General features: G+C 71.8%; 20 protein-coding genes. 7 read left to right on the forward strand and 13 right to left on the reverse strand.

The genetic code is table 11. From position 1 onward, the window contains the following. Positions 1-83 precede the first annotated feature (83 nt). Positions 84-1,772, forward strand: a complete 1,689-nt coding sequence (locus tag ABZ453_RS06265) for a glycoside hydrolase family 18 protein (RefSeq protein ID WP_359012049.1) — start codon at positions 84-86, stop codon at positions 1,770-1,772. Positions 1,773-1,781: 9 nt separating this feature from the next. Here ABZ453_RS06265 and ABZ453_RS06270 read toward each other — a convergent pair whose 3' ends face one another. Beyond that, positions 1,782-2,147, reverse strand: a complete 366-nt coding sequence (locus tag ABZ453_RS06270; RefSeq protein ID WP_359012050.1) for a hypothetical protein — start codon at positions 2,145-2,147, stop codon at positions 1,782-1,784. Positions 2,148-2,304: 157 nt separating this feature from the next. Here ABZ453_RS06270 and ABZ453_RS06275 point away from each other — a divergent pair, with 157 nt between their 5' ends. Both ABZ453_RS06275 and ABZ453_RS06280 read left to right on the forward strand, forming a co-directional pair. Beyond that, on the forward strand, positions 2,305-2,817 hold the full coding sequence (locus tag ABZ453_RS06275; protein ID WP_359012052.1) for a SigE family RNA polymerase sigma factor: 513 nt from the start codon (positions 2,305-2,307) through the stop codon (positions 2,815-2,817). A 58-nt stretch (positions 2,818-2,875) separates the two neighbouring features. After that, the gene (locus ABZ453_RS06280; RefSeq protein ID WP_359012054.1) at positions 2,876-4,120 is read left to right on the forward strand and encodes a hypothetical protein; all 1,245 of its coding nucleotides are present in this window, start codon (positions 2,876-2,878) and stop codon (positions 4,118-4,120) included. A 32-nt stretch (positions 4,121-4,152) separates the two neighbouring features. Here ABZ453_RS06280 and ABZ453_RS06285 read toward each other — a convergent pair whose 3' ends face one another. The 4 genes from ABZ453_RS06285 to ABZ453_RS06300 form a co-directional block, all read right to left on the reverse strand. Then, positions 4,153-4,632 carry an ATP-binding protein gene (locus tag ABZ453_RS06285; protein ID WP_359012056.1) on the reverse strand — a complete coding sequence of 160 codons (480 nt, stop codon included), beginning with the start codon at positions 4,630-4,632 and terminating at the stop codon, positions 4,153-4,155. Between the two features lie 79 nt (positions 4,633-4,711). Next, positions 4,712-5,620, reverse strand: a complete 909-nt coding sequence (locus tag ABZ453_RS06290) for an MEDS domain-containing protein (protein WP_359012058.1) — start codon at positions 5,618-5,620, stop codon at positions 4,712-4,714. Positions 5,621-5,765: 145 nt separating this feature from the next. Beyond that, positions 5,766-8,102, reverse strand: a complete 2,337-nt coding sequence (locus ABZ453_RS06295) for a LuxR C-terminal-related transcriptional regulator (protein ID WP_359012060.1) — start codon at positions 8,100-8,102, stop codon at positions 5,766-5,768. A 330-nt stretch (positions 8,103-8,432) separates the two neighbouring features. Further along, entirely contained in the window at positions 8,433-9,062 is a 630-nt protein-coding gene (locus ABZ453_RS06300) for a hypothetical protein (RefSeq protein ID WP_359012062.1), read from the reverse strand. A gap of 169 nt (positions 9,063-9,231) precedes the next feature. On the opposite strand from ABZ453_RS06300, the gene ABZ453_RS06305 reads away from it, so the two are divergent. Further along, on the forward strand, positions 9,232-9,816 hold the full coding sequence (locus ABZ453_RS06305; RefSeq protein WP_359012064.1) for a TetR/AcrR family transcriptional regulator: 585 nt from the start codon (positions 9,232-9,234) through the stop codon (positions 9,814-9,816). Between the two features lie 102 nt (positions 9,817-9,918). On the opposite strand, the gene ABZ453_RS06310 is transcribed toward ABZ453_RS06305, so the two are convergent. Next, the gene (locus ABZ453_RS06310; RefSeq protein WP_359012066.1) at positions 9,919-10,401 is read right to left on the reverse strand and encodes a hypothetical protein; all 483 of its coding nucleotides are present in this window, start codon (positions 10,399-10,401) and stop codon (positions 9,919-9,921) included. 159 nt (positions 10,402-10,560) lie between these two features. Here ABZ453_RS06310 and ABZ453_RS06315 point away from each other — a divergent pair, with 159 nt between their 5' ends. Further along, complete coding sequence (locus ABZ453_RS06315; RefSeq protein ID WP_359012068.1) at positions 10,561-11,307, forward strand: TetR/AcrR family transcriptional regulator; 747 nt, start codon at positions 10,561-10,563, stop codon at positions 11,305-11,307. Positions 11,308-11,622: 315 nt separating this feature from the next. Here the strand turns inward: ABZ453_RS06315 and ABZ453_RS06320 are convergent, their stop codons facing one another. The 5 genes from ABZ453_RS06320 to ABZ453_RS06340 all read right to left on the reverse strand — a co-directional run bounded on the left by ABZ453_RS06320 (position 11,623) and on the right by ABZ453_RS06340 (position 16,019). Beyond that, a complete protein-coding gene (locus ABZ453_RS06320) occupies positions 11,623-12,141 on the reverse strand; it encodes a hypothetical protein (protein ID WP_359012070.1) in 519 nt (172 codons plus the stop codon). Between the two features lie 64 nt (positions 12,142-12,205). Then, the gene (locus ABZ453_RS06325; RefSeq protein ID WP_356762225.1) at positions 12,206-13,684 is read right to left on the reverse strand and encodes a gluconate:H+ symporter; all 1,479 of its coding nucleotides are present in this window, start codon (positions 13,682-13,684) and stop codon (positions 12,206-12,208) included. Between the two features lie 111 nt (positions 13,685-13,795). Continuing rightward, positions 13,796-14,206, reverse strand: coding sequence for a RidA family protein (locus tag ABZ453_RS06330; RefSeq protein WP_359012073.1), 411 nt, complete (start codon positions 14,204-14,206; stop codon positions 13,796-13,798). After that, on the reverse strand, positions 14,203-14,979 hold the full coding sequence (locus tag ABZ453_RS06335; RefSeq protein ID WP_359012075.1) for an IclR family transcriptional regulator: 777 nt from the start codon (positions 14,977-14,979) through the stop codon (positions 14,203-14,205). The genes ABZ453_RS06330 and ABZ453_RS06335 overlap by 4 nt, the downstream gene beginning before the upstream one ends. Beyond that, positions 14,976-16,019 carry a sugar kinase gene (locus tag ABZ453_RS06340; protein ID WP_359012077.1) on the reverse strand — a complete coding sequence of 348 codons (1,044 nt, stop codon included), beginning with the start codon at positions 16,017-16,019 and terminating at the stop codon, positions 14,976-14,978. The genes ABZ453_RS06335 and ABZ453_RS06340 overlap by 4 nt, the downstream gene beginning before the upstream one ends. Positions 16,020-16,153: 134 nt before the next feature. On the opposite strand from ABZ453_RS06340, the gene ABZ453_RS06345 reads away from it, so the two are divergent. Together ABZ453_RS06345 and ABZ453_RS06350 are read left to right on the forward strand one after the other, a co-directional pair. After that, positions 16,154-17,431, forward strand: coding sequence for an amino acid deaminase (locus ABZ453_RS06345; protein WP_359012079.1), 1,278 nt, complete (start codon positions 16,154-16,156; stop codon positions 17,429-17,431). 12 nt (positions 17,432-17,443) lie between these two features. Next, complete coding sequence (locus ABZ453_RS06350; protein ID WP_359012081.1) at positions 17,444-19,075, forward strand: D-aminoacylase; 1,632 nt, start codon at positions 17,444-17,446, stop codon at positions 19,073-19,075. A gap of 1 nt (position 19,076) precedes the next feature. Here the strand turns inward: ABZ453_RS06350 and ABZ453_RS06355 are convergent, their stop codons facing one another. After that, on the reverse strand, positions 19,077-19,907 hold the full coding sequence (locus tag ABZ453_RS06355) for a serine protease (protein WP_359012083.1): 831 nt from the start codon (positions 19,905-19,907) through the stop codon (positions 19,077-19,079). Between the two features lie 76 nt (positions 19,908-19,983). Continuing rightward, positions 19,984-21,714, reverse strand: coding sequence for a P-loop NTPase fold protein (locus tag ABZ453_RS06360; protein ID WP_359012085.1), 1,731 nt, complete (start codon positions 21,712-21,714; stop codon positions 19,984-19,986). Positions 21,715-21,733 lie beyond the last annotated feature (19 nt).

Below are 21,733 nucleotides of genomic sequence, written 5' to 3' on the forward strand. Positions count from 1 at the left end.
CGACGCCGAAGCGATCCGGCGCCGGGTGGCCGAGTTGGTCTGGACCTCTTGACAGCCGGATTGGTCTGGACCAACTTATTGTCATGTCCCCACTGAGACGATCGACACGGCTCTGGTCCTCAGCCGTCACCGCCGCCCTCGCCCTGTCCCTCGCGGGAGCGGGCCAGGCGTCCGCAGCGGACGTCAACAACGCGAAGAACGCCGGTTTCGAGTCCGGCCTGAGCAACTGGACCTGTTCCGCCGGCAGCGGTACGACGGTCTCCTCCCCGGTGCACGGCGGCTCGGCCGCGCTGAAGGCGACGCCTGCCGGGCAGGACAATGCGCAGTGCTCCCAGACCGTGGCCGTGAAACCGAACTCGACGTACTCGCTCAGCGCCTGGGTGCAGGGCGGCTACGCCTTCCTGGGCGTCACGGGCACGGGCACGACCGACGTGTCGACCTGGACGCCGGACTCGTCCTCGTGGAAGCAGCTGACGACCAGCTTCACGACGGGCGCGGCCACGACGTCCGTCACGGTCTACACCCACGGCTGGTACGGACAGGCGGCCTATTACGCCGACGACGTGTCCGTCCTCGGCCCGGACGGCGGCGGGGGCGGCGACCCGGCCCCGACCATCCCGGCGACGCCGTCCGGCCTCGCGGTCTCGGGTACGACGTCCTCGTCGGTGTCCCTGTCCTGGAACGCGGTCTCGGGCGCCACCGGCTACAACGTCTACCGCAACGGCACGAAGGTGACCGCGGTGACCGGCGCCTCGGCGACCGTGACCGGGCTCGCGGCCGCCACCTCGTACTCCTTCCAGGTCACCGCGACCAACTCGGCGGGTGAGTCGGCGAAGTCGGCGGCGGTCACGGGCACGACGGCGACCACCGGCACGGGCGGGGGCTCGCTCCCCAGGCACGCGGTGACCGGGTACTGGCAGAACTTCAACAACGGCGCCACGGTCCAGAAGATCTCGGACGTCTCCGCCCAGTACGACATCATCGCGGTGGCGTTCGCGGACGCGACGTCCACCCCGGGTGCGGTGAGCTTCACGCTCGACTCGGCGGGGCTCGGCGGTTACACCGTCGACCAGTTCAAGTCGGACATCGCGGCGAAGCACGCGGCCGGCAAGAAGGTGGTCGTCTCGGTCGGCGGGCAGAACGGCACGGTGTCGGTGAGCGACTCCGCCTCGGCGACGAACTTCGCCAACTCGGTGTACTCGCTGATGCAGACGTACGGCTTCGACGGCGTCGACATCGACCTGGAGAACGGCCTCAACCCGACGTACATGTCCCAGGCGCTGCGGTCCCTGTCGGCGAAGGCCGGCTCGTCCCTCGTCATCACCATGGCCCCGCAGACCATCGACATGCAGTCGACGTCGGCCGGCTACTTCCAGACCGCGCTGAACGTCAAGGACATCCTGACCGTCGTCAACACCCAGTACTACAACAGCGGTTCCATGCTGGGCTGCGACGGCAAGGTCTACTCACAGGGCTCGGTGGACTTCCTCACCGCGCTCGCCTGCATCCAGCTCGAGGGCGGCCTCTCCCCGTCCCAGGTGGGCCTGGGTCTGCCCGCCTCGACCAGCGCCGCGGGCAGCGGATACGTCTCCCCGACGGTCGTGAACAACGCCCTCGACTGCCTGACGAAGGGCACGAACTGCGGTTCCTTCAAGCCGTCGAAGACGTATCCCGACCTGCGGGGCGCGATGACCTGGTCCACCAACTGGGACGCGGCCGCGGGCGGTTCGTGGTCGGGCTCGGTCGGACCACATGTGCACGCGCTGCCGTAGGGACCTCGTTCAGCCCATGGGGCGGTAGTACCCGAGCACGAAGGCCAGTTGTGCGAACCACTCCTGGACCCCCTCCCGGCGTTTCGCGTCGACGGCACATTCGTAGAACGTGCCGTCGACGTGGATCACGGCGACCATGAGGGTCTTACCGGAGGGGCCGGCTTTGTAGTGGACGCTGCGGATCTCGTGCCAGCCGAAATCGACGGACAGACCGTGGTCGTCGAAGGCGACACCGGCGGAGTCGACCAGGATCGAGTAGTCGCGGTCGACCGCCAGGAACTCCGGTGCGGGCGGGGGTGGTTGCTGAGAGAAGGCGTGCGGCGGCGGGGGCGGGCCGAAGCCGGGTGAGGGCGGTGGGCTGGGTGGGCTGGTCATGCGGCCTCCGTCGCGAGGGGCGGTCACGGTGATCGGGCGGGCGGTGCACCTTATCGGTCCCGTTCGTCGGTCCTGTTCGTCGATCCCGTGTGAAACATTTCCCCGGTGCCACCGCATCAATGAAGTGAGAGCGGCGCCGCGGCAGGGGGAAGACGGTATGAGACAGGCACGTGCGGACGAGTACGCCGAGTTCGCGGCCGCCCGCGCCGGGCATCTGTACCGCTCCGCCTGTCTGCTGACCGCCGGGGACACGCATCTCGCCGAGGACCTGGTGCAGGAGACCCTCGGCCGGCTCTACGTCAGATGGGGACGGGTGTCCCGGGTGGGCAACCCCGCGGCCTACGCCCAGACCGTGCTCACCCGGACCTTCCTCGCCCATCAGCGGCGGCGCAGCAGCACCGAGCAGACCACCGACACACTGCCCGAGCTGCCCGACGGCGCCCCCGACGGGGACCCCTCGCTGCGGCTGACGCTGCTGGAGGCGCTCGCCCGGCTGGCCGCCAAGGACCGGGCCGTGGTCGTCCTGCGGTACTGGGAGGACCGTTCCGTCGAGGAGACCGCCGACGTCATGAACGCCAGCTCGGCCGCCGTACGGACGCGCTGCGTGCGGGCGCTGGGGCGGCTGCGCGAGCTGCTCGGCGAGGACCTCGGCGAGTACGCGCGCCCCTGACCCGCCTCACTTCAACCCACCCACCTCACTTCAACCCTCAGCGAAACGGTGGACCCCCATGCCCGTCGAACAGCACAGCGATCCCTTCGAAGACCGGCTCACCGCCGAACTGCACGAGGCGGGCAGCGCCTTCGCGACCGACCGGGCCGAACTCGTCGCCGCCGGTGTCCGCATCGGCCGCCGGCGTCTGCTGCGGCGCCGGGCCGCCGTCGTGGGCGGCGCCGCCTCCCTCGCGCTCGTCGGGGTGGGCGGGGCGCTGCTCCTGCCGGCTGGCGGATCCTCGCCGCGGGCCACCGCCACGGTCGGCACCTCCCGGCACACCCCCGAGCCGGCCCCCGCCCCCGTCTCCGCCCACCAGCTGATCCGCACCCTCGAAAAGCTGCTCCCACAAGGCAAGTTCAGCCAGGCGCGGGCGCGCGGCACGAACGAGAAGCCGGGACCGTTCGTGCACCTCGTGTACGACGACGGGAAGGGCGCGGCCGCGATCGAGGTGGGCCTCGACCGGATCGAGCCGGGCGGCGACGAGGCACGGCAGACCACCGAGTGCCCGGGCAAGGCGTATGTGCACTACGACGCGTGCGGCACGACCCGGCTGCCGGACGGCTCGGTGGTGATGGTGCTGCAGGGGTACGAGTATCCGGACCGCCGCGTCGACACCAAGTACTGGACCGCCGAACTCGTCACGCCCGAGGGCCGGCACATCAGCGTCGGCGAATGGAACGCGGCGGCGGAGAAGAATTCGCCCGTCACCCGGCCCGAACCTCCCTTGTCCGCCGCGCAGTTGAGGCAGCTGGCGGCGGCCGGCGCCTGGCGGGACGCCGTCGACGCGATCCCGCGGGGCGCGAGCGCGCCGGCCGCCGAGCCGACGGCGACCGCCTCCCGGAGCACGGTGTCCGTCGCCCCGATGCTCAGGAGTCTGCTGCCCGCGGGGAAGTTCACGGTGTCCGAGGACAGCGGCCAGGACACCGGCTTCGGCTACCTCGTCCTGGACGACGGCAAGGGCAGGAGCCTCGTCCAGGTCAACGTCCAGGCCGACATGTCGGATGTGGGGGCCGAGCTGTTCGGCTCCGACTCCGAGACGCTGCCCGACGGGACGAAGGTCGCCCTGCACCAGCGGCCCGGCGAGAAGGGCGGCGCGGGTGTCGTGTGGTGGACCGTCGACACCCTGCGCAAGGACGGGCGGCGCGTGGTGATCAGCGCCTTCAACTCCGGTGCCCAGGACACCCCCGCGACCCGCAAGACCCCCGCGCTGACCATGAAGCAGCTGAGGGCGATCGCCCTCAGCCCCAAGTGGTGGCAGTAACGGGCCGAACGGCAGCCCGCGCGGGCGGACGGCTATCGCCGACCACAGCCGTCCGCCCCGCAGGTACCGAGCTCGAACCACACGCTCTTGCCCGGTCCGTCGTGACGCCAGCCCCAGCGCAACGCCAGTGCCTCCACCAGGAACAGCCCCCGCCCGCTCTCCCCCATGCCCGCGTCAAGCACCCGTGGAACACGCCGGCCCGAGTCGCTCACCTCGCAGCGCAGCACCCCGTGGGCCGCGGACAGGGTGAGCCGGAAGCCGCCCCCGGAGTGCAGCAGCGCGTTGGTCGCCAGCTCGCTGACGAGCAGCTCCGCCACCTCCACCACCTCGCCGTCCCGGTCCGTGATCCCCCACGCCTCCAGCTGTCTTCGCACCTCCGACCGGGCCCGCCGCACGGACGAGGGAAAGGGGCCGTACTGGACACTCAGGTCACCGGCACCCAGGGGCGGTTGAGGGTACGCGGCATCATGCGGGTCGGGGTCCGGGCGAGTGCTCCCGGAGCGTTGCAGCATGCGGAACAGGATGACCTCCCCGCGGGCACGGCACACGGGGAGGACTACCTGATTCCATACCTGCCTACCCACCCGTGCCCTACCCGTACTGCAGCCGTACGGTGGCCCCGTGCTCGTCGTCGCGGACGTCGACGTACGCGCACACCTGCCGGGTGAACCACAGCCCCTGCTCCGGCTCCAGTTCGGGGGTGGGCGGTGGCACGAACCCGGCCAGCGGGTCACCGACCCGGCGCGCGGCGCGCAGCTCGCACACACAGGCGGGCGCCTCGCCCCACAGCCGTACGGCCGTCACGGGCCCGAGCGTGCCCAGTGCCGCGGTCACCGCCTCGGTGAACAGCTCGGCGTCCACCCGCGTCAGACCACGGGCCACCGCCCGTGAGCGTACAGCGTCGGCGTACGGTTCCCGCAGGAGTTCCGCGTCCGGCGGGGGCGGTGCGAGGGGCACGGCGTCCAGCTCGGCGGTGAGGCGGACCGGGTCCTCGTACACACCCGAGCCGGGGTGGGCACGGCGGGCCGCCTCGACGATCGCCTCACCGGCGGTACGGGTGTCGTAGGCGCACAGGACCGTCGTCGCCATCGGCGCGAACAGCAGGTTCGCCAGGGCCTCGTAGCGGATCCACTCGGTGGTCTCCCGGGCGGAGCGCCCGGCGCGGCCGTCCCAGACGGGTTCCATCAGGAGGTGGACCCGGCCGCCGGGGCCGGCCTGCGCAGCGAGGTAACCGGCGCCCTGGGCGACCGCGTTGGCGGCGGATCCGGTGTACCAGTCGGTGTGCTCGATGAGCGCGACCTCCTTGGTGTCGCTGCCGAGGGCGTCGCGCAGGAGGTCCAGCTTGGCCGGGGCGGCGATGGCCGCGGGCGGGGGTTCGCCGGGGGCGCCGAGGCCCTCGGTGAGGAAGGGCACGGCGGCGGCCACGAACTCGTCGTCGGCGCCGAAGACGCCCATGCGGTGGTCGAACGGGGCCGGGGTGGGGGCTGGTCGAGCGGTCATGGTTCTCCTTCGTGGGGAGCGGATCTCGTGGGGAATGGATCTCGTGGGAGGGGATCTCCGCGGGGAGGGGATCTCCGCGGGGAGGGCATCTCCGTGGGGAGGGCATCTCCGTGGGGAGGGCATCTCCGTGGGGAGGGGGATCGGTTCACCGCTGGGCGGTCACCCAGGCGGCGATCTGGCTGCGGTTGCTGAAGCCGAGCTTGCTGAGGATGCGTTCCACATGCCCTTCGGCGGTCCGGCGGGCGATGACGAGACGGTCGGCGATCTGCTGGTTGGCCAGGCCCTGGGCGACGAGTTGGGCGACCTCGCTCTCGCGGCGGGTGAGACGGACGCCGTCGCACCGCTCGGCCGGCGCCGACTCGGGCCGCTGCGGCGGGGGTTCACCGGTGGGCTCCCCCACCGCGTAGCCGACGGTGGCCGTGAGCCCGAGGGCCGCGCCGCGGGCGTACGACCGTTCGTACGCGGCCCTGCCGAGAGCCTCCCGGGCGCGGGACTCGCTCTCCAGCCGGGTGGCGCCGAGGGCCTGGGAGCCCCAGCGGAACCGGTCGACGTCGGCCCAGACGCGGTCGGCGCCGCCGAGCAGGACCGCCGCGCGCTCGGCGGCCCCGCGCCGGGCGGCGGTCTGGGCGAGCAGGTCGAGGGTGAGGCCGATGCCGATGATGTCGCGGACGGCGAGTTTGCGGCGCAGGGCGTCCCGGGCATGCCGCTCGGCCTGCTCCCACTCGCCCTTCACGGTGTGTGCGAGGGCCAGCATCCGCAGCACGTACGACAGCACCCACTCCTCGCCGTGCTCCTCGCACAGCCGGAGGGTCTCCACGCACACCTCGACGGCCTGGTCCGCCTCGCCCAGGAAGCCGAGCGCACAGGCGAGTTCGACCCGGTCCAGGCCGACCAGGGACAGGTGCTGGCCGGGGACACGGCCGCGGGCGACGGTGGCGCGGTAGTGCTCCAGGGCGCCGGGCACGTCGTTGTTGAACAGGCGCAGGACGCCGATGACGTACTCGGCGTGGACGGCCTCGGCCTCGTCGCCGAGGGAGCGGGCCAGGTCCCGGGCCTCCTCGGCGCGTGCCAGCCCCGAGGTCAGGTCCTCCTGGGAGCCGGCGAGCAGGCCCACGATCCACAGGGCGCGGGCCCGTTCGCGGGTCGGCTCGGGGCAGGCGGCCAGGGCCCGGTCGAGCCAGTAGCGGCCCTCGCGGGGCGCCCCGCAGGCGTGCCAGTAGAACCAGAGGGTGCCCGCGAGGCGCAGTCCGGCACGGGCCTCGCCGGGTTCGGTGAGGCTGAAGTCGAGAGCGGCGCGCAGGTTGTCCTGGTCGGCCCGGAGCCGGGCGACGATGTCCCGCTGCCCCGGCCCGAACCAGGCGCTCTCGCAGCGGGCGGCCCGCCGCTGCACCCACTCCCGCTGCCGGCGCCGCGCGGCGACCTCCTCGCCCGCTCCCCGACGTAACTTCTCCAGGCCGTAGTGGCGCAGGGTGTCCAGCAGGCGGTAGCGCACCCCGCCGGGGCCCTCCTCCCGGCCCAGCACGGACTTGTCGACGAGACCGGCGACGGCTTCCAGCACCTCGTACGCGCGCACCCGCTCACCGTCCGCGCACACCGCCTCGGCGGTCTCCGCGTCGAAGCCGCCGGCCAGCACGGACGCCCGCGCCCACACCAACTGCTCCTGTTCGGTGCAGAGTTCGTGGCTCCAGTCGATGGCGGCGCGCAGCGTCTGGTGGCGGGGCAGGGCGGTGGTGGAGCCTGCGGTGAGGAGGCGGTAGCGGTCGTCGAGGCGCTCCAGGAGCTGTTCGACACCGAGGACGCGCATGCGGACGGCGGCCAGTTCGATGGCGAGCGGGAGGCCGTCCAGGCGGTGGCACAGCCGGGCCACGGCGGCACGGTTGGCGGCGGTCAGCCGGAAGCCGGGGACGACGGCGGCGGCCCGGTCGGCGAACAGGGCGAGGGCGGGGTAGCCGTCGGCCGAGGTGAGGTCGCCGTCCGGGGCGGGGACCGGCAACGGCCGTACCTCCAGCAGGTGTTCCTCGGTCAGGCCGAGGCGGTGGCGGCTGGTGGCGAGGACGCGGACGCCGGTGGTGCCGTGCAGCAGGGCGGCGGACAGGTCCGCGCAGGCCTGGAGGAGGTGTTCGCAGTTGTCGAGGACGAGCAGCAGACGCCGGTCGCGCACCTGCTCGACGAGGGCGTCCAGCGGGGGCTGGCTGGAGTGGTCGTGCAGGCCGAGGGCGTCGGCGGCGGCGACCGGGACGAGTGCCGGGTCGTCCAGCCCGGCCAGCTGCACGAAACGGACGCCGTCGGGGAAGGTGCGCTCGACGCTGGCCGCGATGCGTGCGGCCAGGCGCGTCTTGCCGACGCCGCCCGGTCCGGTCAGCGTGACCAGGCGTGCCCTGGCGAGCAGCTCGCGGCCCGCGGTCTGTTCGCCGCGCCGGTCGACGAAGCTGGTGGTCTCGACCGGCAGATGACGCTCCCGTCGCGGCGCTGATCCACCCATGACCAGCCTCCCCTGGCAACGGAAGCTCACTCTCCTCTCGGTTCGGCATATATGCACGTCGTGGTCACACCCGCGAGTGCACTTTGCCGGAGGTCCGTGCCGGGGGAACGGGCGCGCGTACACTGCGCGCGCCCCTGTCCGGCGGCCGGAGGAGCGCCGGCCGAGTCCGACCGAGCGCGCAGACCGACCGGGCAGGGGGGCACGAGCCGTGGCAGCGCCGAAGCGGTGCCACGGACGCGCAACGACGGCGCAGGGCCAGAAGGACACCGTCCCGGATGCGGTCCCCGGCTCGACGGGATCGCCCGGCCTGCCCGGATCCTCGGTGTCGCGTCACCCGGCGGGCGTTTCCTCCGGTGCCGCCTCGCCTTCCCGGCGTCCGCCGGTGAGCCGGTTGAACTTCTGCGCGACCTCGGCCCTCTTCTGCTCCCGCCTGACCTTCGCCTCCTCCTTGCGGACCTGCTCGGCGGCCTCCTCCATCGCCTTCAGCTCGTCGCGTACGGCGTCGACCGGGCGGCGCTCGAGGACGGCGTCGTAGCGCATGGCCAGCAGGTCCAGCACCTGGGTGTCGCTCTCCTTGACCTCGGCCAGGATCGCCGTGCCGCCGGGAGCGACGTGGGGGGTGAAGGCGCCGACGGCCTCGGTGGCCTCACCGGCCCGCTTGAAGTCGTAGCCTCCGCCGATCATGGCGCCGATGCCCCAGCCCATCAGCACGCCCAGCGGTCCGCCCAGGATGCCGACCACCGAGCCGACCAGTCCACCGACGGCGGTGTTGCGTCCGGCCGCGGTCTCCAGGCCCTCGGGAACGCGGACGGTGCCGTCGTCGAGGCGCTCGATCAGGACGGCCCCGCGGACGTCGGCGGCGGGGGACGAAAGGTGCTTGAGGTCACTGAGGGCCTGGTAGGCGGTGGCGCGGTCGGCGAAGCGAAGGGCGACGGCGTTCTCGTTCGCGGTCATGGTCATGAGATACCTCCGTGGATTGCGATGTGCTTCCTCGTTCTGTGAGACATTATGTATCAGAGATGGTTTGTGAGTCAAGTTGTCTCACATCCTCGGGCCATCCATGCCGTGGCCGACGGTTAAGGTTTGCGAGGCAGTCCGTCTCACAAGCTGCCGAGAAAGAGGTGTTCCGATGCCCCGGACCAACGACGACCCCCGCGCCCTGCGCAGCCGCGCCGCCGCCCTGGCCGCCGCCACCGAACTCCTCGTCGAGGGCGGCCCCGAGAACGTCACCCACGCCGGCGTCGCCAAACGGGCCGGCATCGGTCGCGCCACCGTCTACCGGCACTGGCCCGACCAGCAGACCCTTCTCATCGACGCGCTCGCCAACGACGTCCAGCCCCTGCTCACCTTCGACGACAGCCCCGTACGCGAGCAGTTGGTGCATCAGATGGTGGAGATGACCCACCGGCTCAATCAGCCGAGCGCGGTGTCGGTGCTCGCCACGGTCATCCAGCGGGCCGAGCGGGACGACGACGCGCGGCGCATCCGCGAGGGGATCTTCGGGAAGGCCGACGAGCACTTCACCCGCACACTGGCCGCCGCGGTCGAGCGCGGCGAACTGCGCGAGGGCGCCGAGGAACACGGCACGGATCTCATCGCCCGTATCGTCGGCCCACTGATCTTCTACCGCTTCCTGCACGGGGTACGTCTCGACAAGGACCTCGTGGTCAGCCTGGTCGACGGCGCGCTCGCACCGTGGCAGCCGAACGCCTGATCCTGCATCGCCGGGGAAAGCGGTGAGGGCGGGCCCGTGTCGGGCCCGCCCTCACCTTGCGGGGCAGGGGGGATCCACCCCGCGTCCATGGAGCGCCGACGGCTACGCGGCGCTCATCCGGCTCAGTACCGCGACACCCGCCGAGGGTGTCCCCGGCGCCCCGGCGCGCCGCCCCTCGCGCCAGCCCGTCGCCACCCGCGCCCCGACCGCGGAGACTTCGTCGGCGCCCCCTTCCAGCGCGTACAGGCCGGCGCGTACGCCGTCGACCGGGCGGCGCTCGAGGACGGCTCCGTACCACAGCGCCAGCATGTCCAAGGTGTCGGTGCCGGACTCCGCGACCGCGGCGAGGACGACCGCCGCGCCGGGCGGGGTCTGTGCGATGCGGGCGTCGGCCACGCCGATCCGCCGGACCTCTCCGTCCGCCTCCTCGGTGACGCGCACCGCGCCGTCGTCGGGGCGCTCGACCAGTACGGCGCCGTGGATCTCGGCGCCGGCGGCATTGAGGTGCCTCAGCGCGCCCAGCGCCTGATAGGCGGCGGCGCGGTTGGTGAAGCGAAGCGTGATGACGTTCTCGTTCATGGGCATGAGCCGTCTCCTCGGGCCCTGCGGCAGACCCACGGCGGACCTGCGACGGACGCGCTCGATCAGCAAGGGAGGCATTCCGACGAGCTGTGAGACAGTATGTATCGAAGAGCAAGTGTGAGTCAAACAGTCTCAGAAGATGGCGGAGGAAGAGGTGCCCGGATGCCCCGGACCAATGAGGACCCCCGCGCCCTGCGCAGCCGCGCCGCCGCCCTGGCCGCCGCCACCGAACTCCTCGTCGAGGGCGGCCCCGAGAACGTCACCCACGGCGGTGTCGCCAAACGGGCCGGCATCGGTCGCGCCACCGTCTACCGGCACTGGCCCGACCAGCAGACCCTTCTCATCGACGCGCTCGCCCACAGCGTCCGGCCGCTGCTCACCTTCGACAACAGCCCCGTGCAGGACCAGTTGACGGCCCGGATCCAGCAGCAGGCCGACTGGCTCGACCAGCCGGCGTCCGCGTCCATCATCGCCGCCGTCGTCGAACGGGCCGAGCGCGACGAGAACGCGCGGCGCATCCGCGAGGACATGTTCGGCCGCGTCGGCCGGCACTTCACGCACGCGCTCGACGCCGCCGCCCGACGCGGTGAACTGCGCCCCGGTGTCCAGGCACACGCCGGGCAGCTGATGGCCCGCATCGCCGGTTCGCTGTTCTTCCGGCGCTCGATGCTCGGCGAACGGCTCGGCCACGACGTCGTGGCGGGCGAGGTCGACAGCGCGCTCGCCCCATGGCTGCCCGACGCACGTCAGCCCGGCGCGAGGGACGCAAGCGACCACGACGGCGGCCCGGGCCCCGCCGGTCGACCGGCCGCCACGGCTGCTCCCGCCGACAACTCCGCGGGCCCGAGGGAGAGTCACCGCCCGCAACCGCCAACGGCTCGTGAACGTCCGGAGCCGCCCGGGCCTTGAGAGCACCCTCAAGGTCGGCTGCGTACACCGCAGGACGCTCGGGTCGCCGTACTCGCCGAGGAGTTCCGGAGCCACGGGCACCGCCGGACGCGGGCCCCCACCGCGCCTGCAGCCACGGGAACCGCGTGGCCGTCGAGGGCACCATCAACGGCGGCCCCGTACACCGCAGGACGCTCGGATCGCCGTACTCGCCGAGGAGTTCCGGAGCCACGGGCACCGCCGGACGCGGGCCCCCACCGCACCTCCCGGGCGGCGGGAGTCGTTCGAAGCCGGCCGCGCGCTCACCCGGGCGTCCGGGGGCGCGCGACCGATGTCCTACGCGTCCGACGCGTCCTCGTCGAAGTAGGCGTCGAGCACCGCGTCCAGCTGCTCGTCCCACTCCTGGAAGCGTGACCGGGCCGGCGCCTCGATCTCGATCGGGTACCAACGGCGGTCCGGGGTGTGGACGGTGACGGTGTACCGCTTGCCGAAGCGGGGGGACTCCGTCTCGACGGCGCCGATCTCGTCCCAGCGGAACTCGCACTTCTCCTCGTCGAGGCTGAGACGGATGCCCCGGCGGTCGGCGACGATTCTGGCCCGCCGGTCAGAAGCCTCGAACACGGGCCCGTCCTCGACCTCCTCCTCACCGGAGTCGGCGTCGGTCTCGTCGGTCTCGGCCCCGACCACCGGGGTCTCCGCCTCCTCCGTCTCGACGTCCCCACCCTCGGGCGTGGCGTCCTCCGGCTCCTCGGCCGCGGGTGAGGTCAACCCGGGGATGAACGCCGGGTCGAACCCGGCGCCCTTCACGGGCTCTGCCTTCAGGGGCTGACTGCTCGAACCTATGCGCTGCTCCACAGCGGGCAGTATGGTCGACGATCCTGTGTCGGACACAGCCAGCCCCAACTTCGTTATGAGACGCCTACACGAACCAGCTCAGCACCAGCGCCACCACGAACCCCGCCACCGACAGGACCGACTCCAGGACCGTCCAGGTCCTGAGGGTGTCGCGTTCGGTGATGCCGAAGTACTTGGCGACCATCCAGAAGCCGCCGTCGTTCACGTGGGAGGCGAAGATGGAGCCGGCCGAGATGGCCATGATGACCAGGGCGACGAAGGCCTGGGAGTGGTGGCCCCCCGCGAGGAGGGGCGCGACGATGCCGGCCGTGGTGACGATGGCGACCGTCGCCGAGCCCTGCGCGACGCGCAGGACGAGGGAGATCAGGTAGGAGAGGACCAGGACCGGCAGGCCGACGTCGTGGAAGGTGTCGGAGAGCGCCTGGGCGACCCCGCTGGCCTTGAGGACCGCGCCGAAGATCCCGCCCGCGCCGACGACCAGCAGGATGTTGCCGACCGGCTTGAGGGAGGCGGTGGAGACGGTCTCGAGGGACTTGCGGGACCAGCCCCGTCGTATGCCCAGCAGGTAGTAGGCGAGGAGCAGGGCGATCGTCAGCGCCACGAAGGGGTGGCCGAAGAACTCGATCACCGAGCGGCCCGTGGAGGGGTCCAGCGCGATGGAGGAGAAGGTCGCGGCCAGGATCAGGATCAGCGGGGTGCCGATGATGCCCAGGACGGTGCCCAGAGGCACGGGCCTCTCCTGCGGCTCGACGCCCGACGCGCGCTGCTCGTCGATCACCGCCTGCCGGGCCTCCGCCGCCGCCTCCACCATGTCCTGCGGTACGGCCACGAAGACACGGTTGCCGATCCACGCCGAATAGGCCCACGCGGCGAGCACCGCCGGGATGCCGCAGACGACGCCCATCAGGATGACCCAGCCGAGATCGACGTGCAGGAGGCCGGCGGCCGCCACGGGACCCGGGTGCGGGGGCAGGAACGCGTGGGTCATGGACAGGCCCGCGAGCAGCGGGAGGCAGTACAGCAGGATCGACTTGCCGCCCCGCTTCGCCGCCGCGTACACGATCGGCGCGAGGACGAAGATGCCGACGTCGAAGAAGACCGGGATACCGAAGATCAGGCCCGTGAGGCCCATGGCGAGGGGGGCTCGTTTCTCGCCGAACAGTCCGAGCAGCCGTGACGCCAACACCTCTGCTCCGCCGCTTACTTCGAGGATCGCGCCGAGCATCGTGCCGAGGCCGATGATGATCGCGACATGGCCGAGGATGCCGCCCATGCCGGACTCGATGGTGGACACGGCGTCCGACCGCTGGACCGTGCCGAAGAGTTCGGTGACGGAGAGCCCGGCGAGCAGGCCGACGGCTATGGAGACGGCGAGCAGGGCGACGAAGGGCTGCAGTCTGACCTTGATGATCAGGAAGAGGAGGAGCGCGATACCGAGGGCGGCGACCGTGAGGAGGCCGGGGGTTCCGTCGATCAGGAGGAGCAGGCCACCGGTGTGGGGTGGGGCCTGTGTGGGGGTGGTCGCGGCGAGCGGGAGGGACATGGGGGTCCTCTGGGTCAATGCATCGGGCTTTCGGGCAGGGGGGATCGCGGCACGGCACCCAGGAAGTCCTGGGTGCCGTGCCGTGTACTGCGTGCGGGAGTTGAGTGGCCGTCAGCCGAGGACGGCGAGCGCGTCGATCTCGACGAGGAGACCCGCGGGCAGGCCGACGTAGACCGTGGTGCGCGCGGCGGGCGGGGCGGTGAGCGCCTGCTCCTCGAAGTAGGCGTTGTAGATGTCGTTCATCTCGGCGAAGTGGTCCACGTCCGTCAGATAGACGCGGATCATCATCACGTCGTCCCAGCTCGCGCCGCCCTCCTCGAGGATCGCCTTGACGTTGGCGAGGGTCTGGAGGGTCTGTTCGCGCAGGGTGGGGCCGGCGGGCGTGGGGGGCTTGCCCTCCTCGGCGGGCAGGAAGCCGACCTGTCCGGCGACCTGGAGGATGTTGCCCTTCCTGACGCCGTGGGAGAACTTCGCGGGCGGGGTGGTGTGGGTCTTGGGGGTGAGCGCGATCTTGTCGGTCATGCGGGGTCCTTCGCTTCGCTGTCCTTCACGGGGGTTCTTCCGGAGTACTCGCCGCTGATGACGTCGGCCGTGCGCCGCACCAGCGGCAGCAGGGTGAGGAGTTCGTCGGCGGTGACGACGACGTTGGGCGCGGAGACCGACATCGCGGCGACGACCCGGCCGTCGGCGCCGCGGACGGGGGCCGCGACGCAGTTGATGGACTCCTCGTGGCCGCCGAGGTCGGTGGCCCAGCCCTGCTCCCGGGCCTTCTCCAACTCCCTGAGGAAGGCGGGGGCGTTGGGGGTGGAGCGGGCGGTGTACGCGGGGTAGTCGAGCTTGTCGGCCAGGGCCCGCCGCTCGGCCTCCGGCAGGTCGGCGAGGAGCAGCTTGGCGACGGCGGCGACGGTGATGGCGACGGGTTTGCCGATCCGGGAGTACATCCGCACCGGATAGCGGCTCTCCACCTTGTCGATGTAGAGCACCTCGTTCTCCTCGTACACGGCGAGGTGGACGGTGTGTCCGCACTGTTCGTTGAGGCGTACGAGGTGGGGGTGGGCGATCTCGCGGATGTCGAGGTTCTCCATCGCCTCCTGGGCGAGGGCGATGAGGCGGGCGCCGAGGCGGTAGCGCTGGTCGGACTGGCGGTAGACCATGCCGTGTTCGTGCAGGGTGCGCAGGAGGCGCAGAGCCGTGGACTTGTGCACGCCGAGGCGGTCGGCCACCTGGCCGAGGTCGGCGGGGCCCTCGGCGAGCAGCGGCAGGATGCTGAGCGCTCGGTCGACGGTCTGGCTCATGGGGTGCGTTCCTCCTCCGGGGCCTGCTCGGCTCGGGTCCAGCCGGGGCCGAGTCGCAGTCTTCCCCACGTGTCGTCGTCGAGGGCGGCGAGGCGGTCGGCGGTGTCGCGGGAGGGGGGTGTGGCGAGGTCGCCGGGGACGGTGAGGGCGGCGGCGGCCGCGAGGTGGCCGTGGCGGAGGCGGGCGGGCACGGGCAGTTCGCGGAGGGTGGCCGAGAGGAACCCGGCGGCGAAGGCGTCACCGGCGCCGACGGTGGCGACGACGTCGACGTGGAGGGCGGGCACGAAGGTGGTCGTCGGGCCGGTGAACGCCGTCGCTCCCCGCTCCCCCTGCTTGACCACCAGGACCGCCGGTTCGGGCAGCGCCTCCCGGACGGCCGCCGGTCCGCCCGTGACGCCCCAGGCGTGCTCGGCCTCGTCCTCGCCGACGAAGACGAGGTCGGACTGGCGGGCCAGGTCCCGCAGCACGCGCGCGCCGTGCGCGTGCGGCCACAGTCCGGCGCGGTAGTTCACGTCGAAGGAGATCAGCGGGCGCGCCGGACGCGGTGCGGTCAGCTCGCGCATCAGGGCGAGGCAGCCGTCGGACAGTGCCGGCGTGATCCCGGACAGGTGCAGGATCCGGCCCGCCCGCACCGCCGCCAGGTCGACGTTCTCGACGGTCATCGCGGACGCGGCCGAGCCGGCGCGGTAGTACGCCACCTCGTGCGCGTCGGTCGCCCGGTCGCCGGCCGTGCGGAAGTAGACACCGGTCGGGCGGGCCGGGTCCCGGTGCACGGCGGAGACGTCGACGCCGTGGCTCGCGACGGTGTGGACGAGGTGGTCGCCGAAGCCGTCTGCGCCCACTCTGCTCACCCACCGCACGGCATGACCGGCGGCCGCCAGGACACACGCCACGTTGGACTCGGCGCCGCCGATGGCGCGGTCGAAGGAGGGGACGTCGGCGAGGCGGCCCGGGCGGGAGGGCAGGAAGGCGACCATGGACTCGCCGAGCGCGACGACGTCCACGCCGTCGCCGGTACTGCTGGGTCCGCTGGCGGTCACGATGGTGGTGGCTCCCGGATCGGATGCGGGGACGGCTCCGTTGACCCCGCGTTGGCCGAGATGTTAGACAGCGGTGAGCGATGTACGCAATGGATGTTGCACAGACTGCAACAGGCCAGATCAGGGAGGCTTCCATGACAGCCGACAGTCCCTCCGAAGCCCTCGCGAGTCTCTCCGGGGAACGTGTCGACCACCGCTTCAAGGGCCTCCCGCCGGACGCCGAGGGTCTGACCGTCGGCGAGCTGGCCGCCCAGCGCCGCAACCTCTTCACCGACGGCTTCACCACCCCCGTCCTCGCGCTGTCCGCCGAGCGCCTGGAACACAACCTCGCGCTCATGGAGACGTACGCCGTCCGCCACGGCCTCTCCTTCGCCCCGCACGGCAAGACCTCCATGGCGCCGCAGCTGTTCCGGCAGCAGATCGAGCGCGGCGCCTGGGGCATCACGCTGGCGGTGCCGCACCAGGTGCGGGTGGCCCGCCGGTTCGGGATCCGGCGGGTCTTCCTCGCCAACGAGCTCGTGGACGCCGCCGCCCTGCGCTGGATCTCCGGTGAGCTGGACGCCGACCCGGACTTCCGGTTCGTCTGTTACGTCGACTCCGTGCGCGGGGTCCAGCTCATGGAAGCGGCGCTCAAGGGGGCCGTCCGCCCGCTGGACGTCGTCGTGGAGTTCGGCGCCGGTGAGGGCGCCCGTACCGGTGTCCGTACGGAGGCGGAGTGCGCGGCCGTCGCCGACGCGGTGGCCGGGACGCGGACGCTGCGGCTCGTCGGGGTGGCGGGCTACGAGGGCGAGGTGCCGCGGGCCGATCCGGAGCGGGTGCGCGCCTGGCTGCGGCGGCTGGTCGCGCTCGCCGTCGACTTCGACAAGGCGGGGCGTTTCACCGGCCTCGACGAGATCGTCGTCAGCGCGGGCGGCAGCGCCTGGTTCGACGCGGTGGCCGACGTGTTCGCCGAGATCCCCGAACTCTCCTCGCCCGTACTGAAGTTGCTGCGCTCGGGCGCCTATGTCTCGCACGACGACGGGCACTACCGGAAGGTCACGCCCTTCAACCGGGTGCCCGAGGAGGGCGCCCTGGAGCCGGCGTTCCGGCTCTGGGCGCAGGTCGTCTCGCGGCCCTCCGCCGAGCAGGCCTTCGCCAACGCGGGCAAGCGGGACGCGGCCCACGACCTCGACCTGCCCTTCGCCCAGGTGGTCCGCCGGGACGGCACCGAGCGCCCGGCCACCGGGGTCGAGGTGACCGGTCTGTCCGACCAGCACGCGTGGCTGCGGACGACCGGCGAGGCGGACCTGGAGGTCGGAGACTGGGTGGGGATGGGGCTGTCGCACCCGTGCACCTCCTTCGACAAGTGGCAGCTGATCCCCCTGGTCGAGGCGGACGGCACGGTCGTCGACTACATCCGTACGTTCTTCTAGAGGGAGCCCGCGATGGAGGAGCTCGTCATCCGGGACGCGGACGTCGTGGACGGCAGCGGTGAGCCGTCGTACCGGGCGGACGTGGTGATCGACGACGGCACGATCGTCTCGATCGTCAAGGAGGCGGCCGCGGCCGGCTGCCTGCGGCCCAAGGCCATGCGGGAGCTGGACGCCGAGGGGCTGGTCCTCTCCCCCGGCTTCATCGACATGCACGCCCACAGCGACCTCGCCCTGCTGCGCGACCCCGACCACAGCGCCAAGGCCGCGCAGGGGGTCACGCTCGAAGTCCTGGGCCAGGACGGGCTGTCGTACGCCCCCGTCGACGACCGCACCCTCGCCGAGGTGCGCGGCGCGATCACCGGCTGGAACGGCCACGGCGACGACATCGACTTCGACTGGCGGTCGGTCGGCGAGTACCTGGACCGGCTCGACCGGGGGATCGCCGTCAACGCGGCCTATCTCGTCCCGCAGGGCACGGTCCGGATGCTCGCCGTCGGCTGGGAGGACCGGGAGGCGACGCCTCAGGAGCTGGACCGGATGCGGCAGTTGGTCGCCGAGGGGATGGAGCAGGGCGCGGTCGGCATGTCCTCCGGGCTGACGTACACGCCCGGCATGTACGCCAAGGACTGCGAACTGACCGAGCTCTGCCGGGTGGTGGCGTCGTACGGCGGCTACTACTGCCCGCACCACCGCAGTTACGGGGCCGGCGCGCTGGAGGCGTACGAGGAGATGGTGGCCCTGGCCCGCGAGGCGGGCTGCTCCCTGCATCTCGCCCACGCCACCATGAACTTCGGCGTGAACAAGGGCCGCGCGCCCGAGCTGCTGTCGCTGCTGGACGAGGCGCTGGCGTCCGGGGCGGACATCACCCTGGACACGTACCCCTACACCCCCGGCTGCACAACCCTGGTGGCGATGCTGCCCAGTTGGGCGAGCGAGGGCGGGCCGGAGGCGATCCTCAAGCGCCTGGAGGACGACGACACGGCCGAACGTATCCGGCACGACCTGGAGGTCGTCGGCTCGGACGGCTGTCACGGCGTGCCCATCGAGTGGGACACGATCGAGATCTCCGGCGTGACGGACCCGGGACTGGCGGACTTCGTGGGCCGTACGGTCCGGCAGTCGGCGGACGCGCGCGGCGAGGCCCCGTGGACCACCGCCCGTCGCCTGCTCCTCGCGGACCGGCTGGGCTCGACGATCCTCCAGCACGTCGGGCATGAGGAGAACGTGCGGCAGATCATGCGGCACCGCGTCCACACCGGCGGCTCGGACGGCATCCTGCAGGGCACCAAGCCGCATCCGCGGGCCTACGGCACCTTCCCGCAGTATCTCGGCCGCTATGTGCGGGAGTTGGGGGTGCTGTCGCTGGAGGAGTGCGTCGCGCACCTCACCTCGCGCCCTGCGGCGCGGCTGCGGCTGCCCGACCGGGGACTGGTCCGTGAGGGCTACCGGGCAGACCTGGTGCTGTTCGATCCGGCGACGGTGGCGCCGGGGGCGACCTTCGAGGAGCCGCGCACCCTGCCGACGGGGATTCCCCACGTCCTCGTGGACGGGAAGTTCGTGATCGAGGACGGTCGGCGCACGGACGTGCTGGCGGGACGGGCGGTCCGTCGTAGTCCCGTACGACGGAACGCCACCCGGGCCTGACCTACGGCTTGGGCAGCACGCACCCACTGGCGTTGAGGTTGAGCTTGTTGCCGGTCGTGAAGCAGGCGGGTATCTGGTAGGTCTCCTCGGCGTAGTTGATGCCCTCGCGGACGGTGACGTTGCCGTTCGCGTCGACCTCGCACGGGTTGTTCTCCGTGCAGCGCTCGCCGTCCTCGTTGCCGGTGTTGTTGACGGCGACGACCTTGCCGGTGGCGTTGTCGATCACCGGGGAGCCCGAGGTGCCGCCGATGGTCTGGCAGGCGGAGGTGTAGCGGACGGAGTCCTTCCAGGTCCAGTCGCCCTCCTTGAGGCGGTAGACGAACCCGTCGATGTTGCAGGCGTAGGTCCGCTTCCAGTAGCCGGACACGACGGTGATCGCGGTGCCGGCGGTCGGGTGGGTGTCCTGCACGGTGAGCGGGCTGATGCCGTAGGAGCTCTTGATCGCGGAGTACGTGGTCGTCAGGCGGTAGATCGTGACGTCCGTGTCGGTCATGGTCGAGTAGACGACCTGGTTGGCGCGGAGCGTGGCGACCTTGGTGCCGGCCGAGTTCAGCAGACCGAAGGTACGGCTGGAGGACTGGCCGGTGATGACCTCGCCGGGCTCGGGGAATCCGGTCTCCAGGCAGTGGCCGTTGGTCATGACCAGCGCCGGGTCGGTGTCCGCGGAGTTCGGGAAGCGGATGACCGAGCCGGAGCAGTTGCTCAGCGAGACGGTGCCGGCGAAGTTGACCGCCTTGACCGCCGGGGCCGGCGCGGACGCCGCGACCGCCGGTGCAGCGCCGGATCCGGCGAGCACCAGCGCGGTGACCACGGCGCCGAGAGGCTTCTTCATGTGGGGGTCCCCTCATTGCGACAGATTTTGTCATGGGCATTGTGAGGGGAGGGGGGTGGTGGGGCAAGGAGCGGTTTCAGGACCGGCGTTGGCGGATTTCCGCACAGGCGGTGTCGATGTGCTGGAAGAGCTCGTTGCTCTTGTTCGTGATCCGGGCGCCGAGTTCACGGCTGCGCTGCTCGCGGGCCGGGGTGACACGGCCGGTGAAGAAGATGGCCGGCCCCTCGAAGAGGCCCGTCTCCCGCCTGAGTCCGACGTCCGGGCCGGTCTCCCGGGTGATGTCGGAGATCAGCAGGTCGACGGGATGGGTGCCGAGGATCCGCTCGGCCGTGCGGCCGTTCTCCGCGAACAGGACGTCGGCGCCGTGCCGCCGCAGATAGCGGGCGGCGAAGGTCTCGTTCTGCTCCGGATAGTCGTCGACCCACAGCACGGTGACACCCCGGTACTCGTCACCCGCCGCCTCCGGGTCGTCGTCCGCCCGGGCCGTGACCGGGGAGGGGTCGCCCTGCCGTAACCGCTGGAGCAGTTCGTCGGCCTGGGGCAGTCGCATCCACTCCTCGATGAGGTGCACGAAGTTCTGGTCACGGGCCAGCGCCGGGAACGAGGTCGGCAGATCCTCCTCCAGCCGGGCCAGCACCGCCTCCCAGTTCTCCCGGTCCTCGGCCGAGGGGGCCGCAAGTCCGTGTCCCGTCAGCGCGTCCACCGTCGTACGCCATGACTCGTCGTCGACCTGCGCCCACTGGCTCAGCACCCGGCGGGCCGTCGCGTACTCCAGGAACTCCCGTGCCGCATGCGCCCGCGTGCCGTCCCCGGAGACCAGGAGCCGGTAGAAGTCGGCGTACAGGTGCTGGAGCAGCAGAGTGCGGATCACCGCCTCGGGCTTGAACCGCGCCCAGACGGGATTGAGCGCGCACTCCAGCCCGAAGCCGTTGATGAGCCGCTTGATCCGGCGTGGGTTGCGGGCCGAGCGGTCGGCGATCAGCCGTACCAGGTCGTCGTCCAGCAGTTCGCGCAGGCCGGAACGTTCGGCGCAGTGACGGGCGTACGCCTGGATCTCCGCCGCACCCGGCACCGGCAGCCGGTAGCTGGTCTGGAACACCTTCTCCATGAACGCCGATCCGGCCGGTCCCAGCTCCCGCAGCAGACCGGTGGGGCCCAGCGCCGCCCGGTCACAGCCGATCACGAAGGCCAGCCCGGGCACGTCGAGGTACACCTTCACCGCCTCGCACACGGCGAGGACGGTCTCCTCGGAGCAGCGGTCGAGGTCGTCGATGAACACGACGAGCATGCGGCGGGGGCGGTGGGGTGTCTGCTCGGCCCACTCGACGGCAAGGTCCCGCAGCGCGCCCCGCATGTCGTTGCGGGCCTTGGCGTCGACGGAGAGCTCCTGCCAGAACCGGTCGACCAGACCCGCCATCCCGAACGGCGCCCCGGCCACGGTCAGCGTCGCCCGCAGGGCCGTGAGCACCGTCTTCTTCTCGGTGAGCCTGGACACCGCGCGTCGCATCACACGCTTGTCGAGGCCCATCAGCACGGTCTTGATGAGCCCTTCCAGGGCGTCGGCGCCAGTGGACGTCCACGCGTTGTACCAGACGGCCTCGACGCCCTTCTCCCTCAGCTCCTCCCGGACCAGCCTCATCAGGCTGCTCTTGCCCATGCCCCAGCCGGCGTCCACGGCCAGGGTGAACGGCGTGGCCTGGCGGGAGTCGTACAGCAGCTTGGCGAGCTCGCGGGCGGCCCGCCCGGACCCGAGCCGATCGCCCTCCGACTCGGCCACCGGTTCGTCGTTGAGCAGCGAGAACTCCATGCACTCCCCCTTCGGCAGG

Origin of the sequence: Streptomyces sp. NPDC005799 (genome assembly GCF_040630525.1) — a bacterium.
Lineage (GTDB): Bacteria > Actinomycetota > Actinomycetes > Streptomycetales > Streptomycetaceae > Streptomyces > Streptomyces griseorubiginosus_B.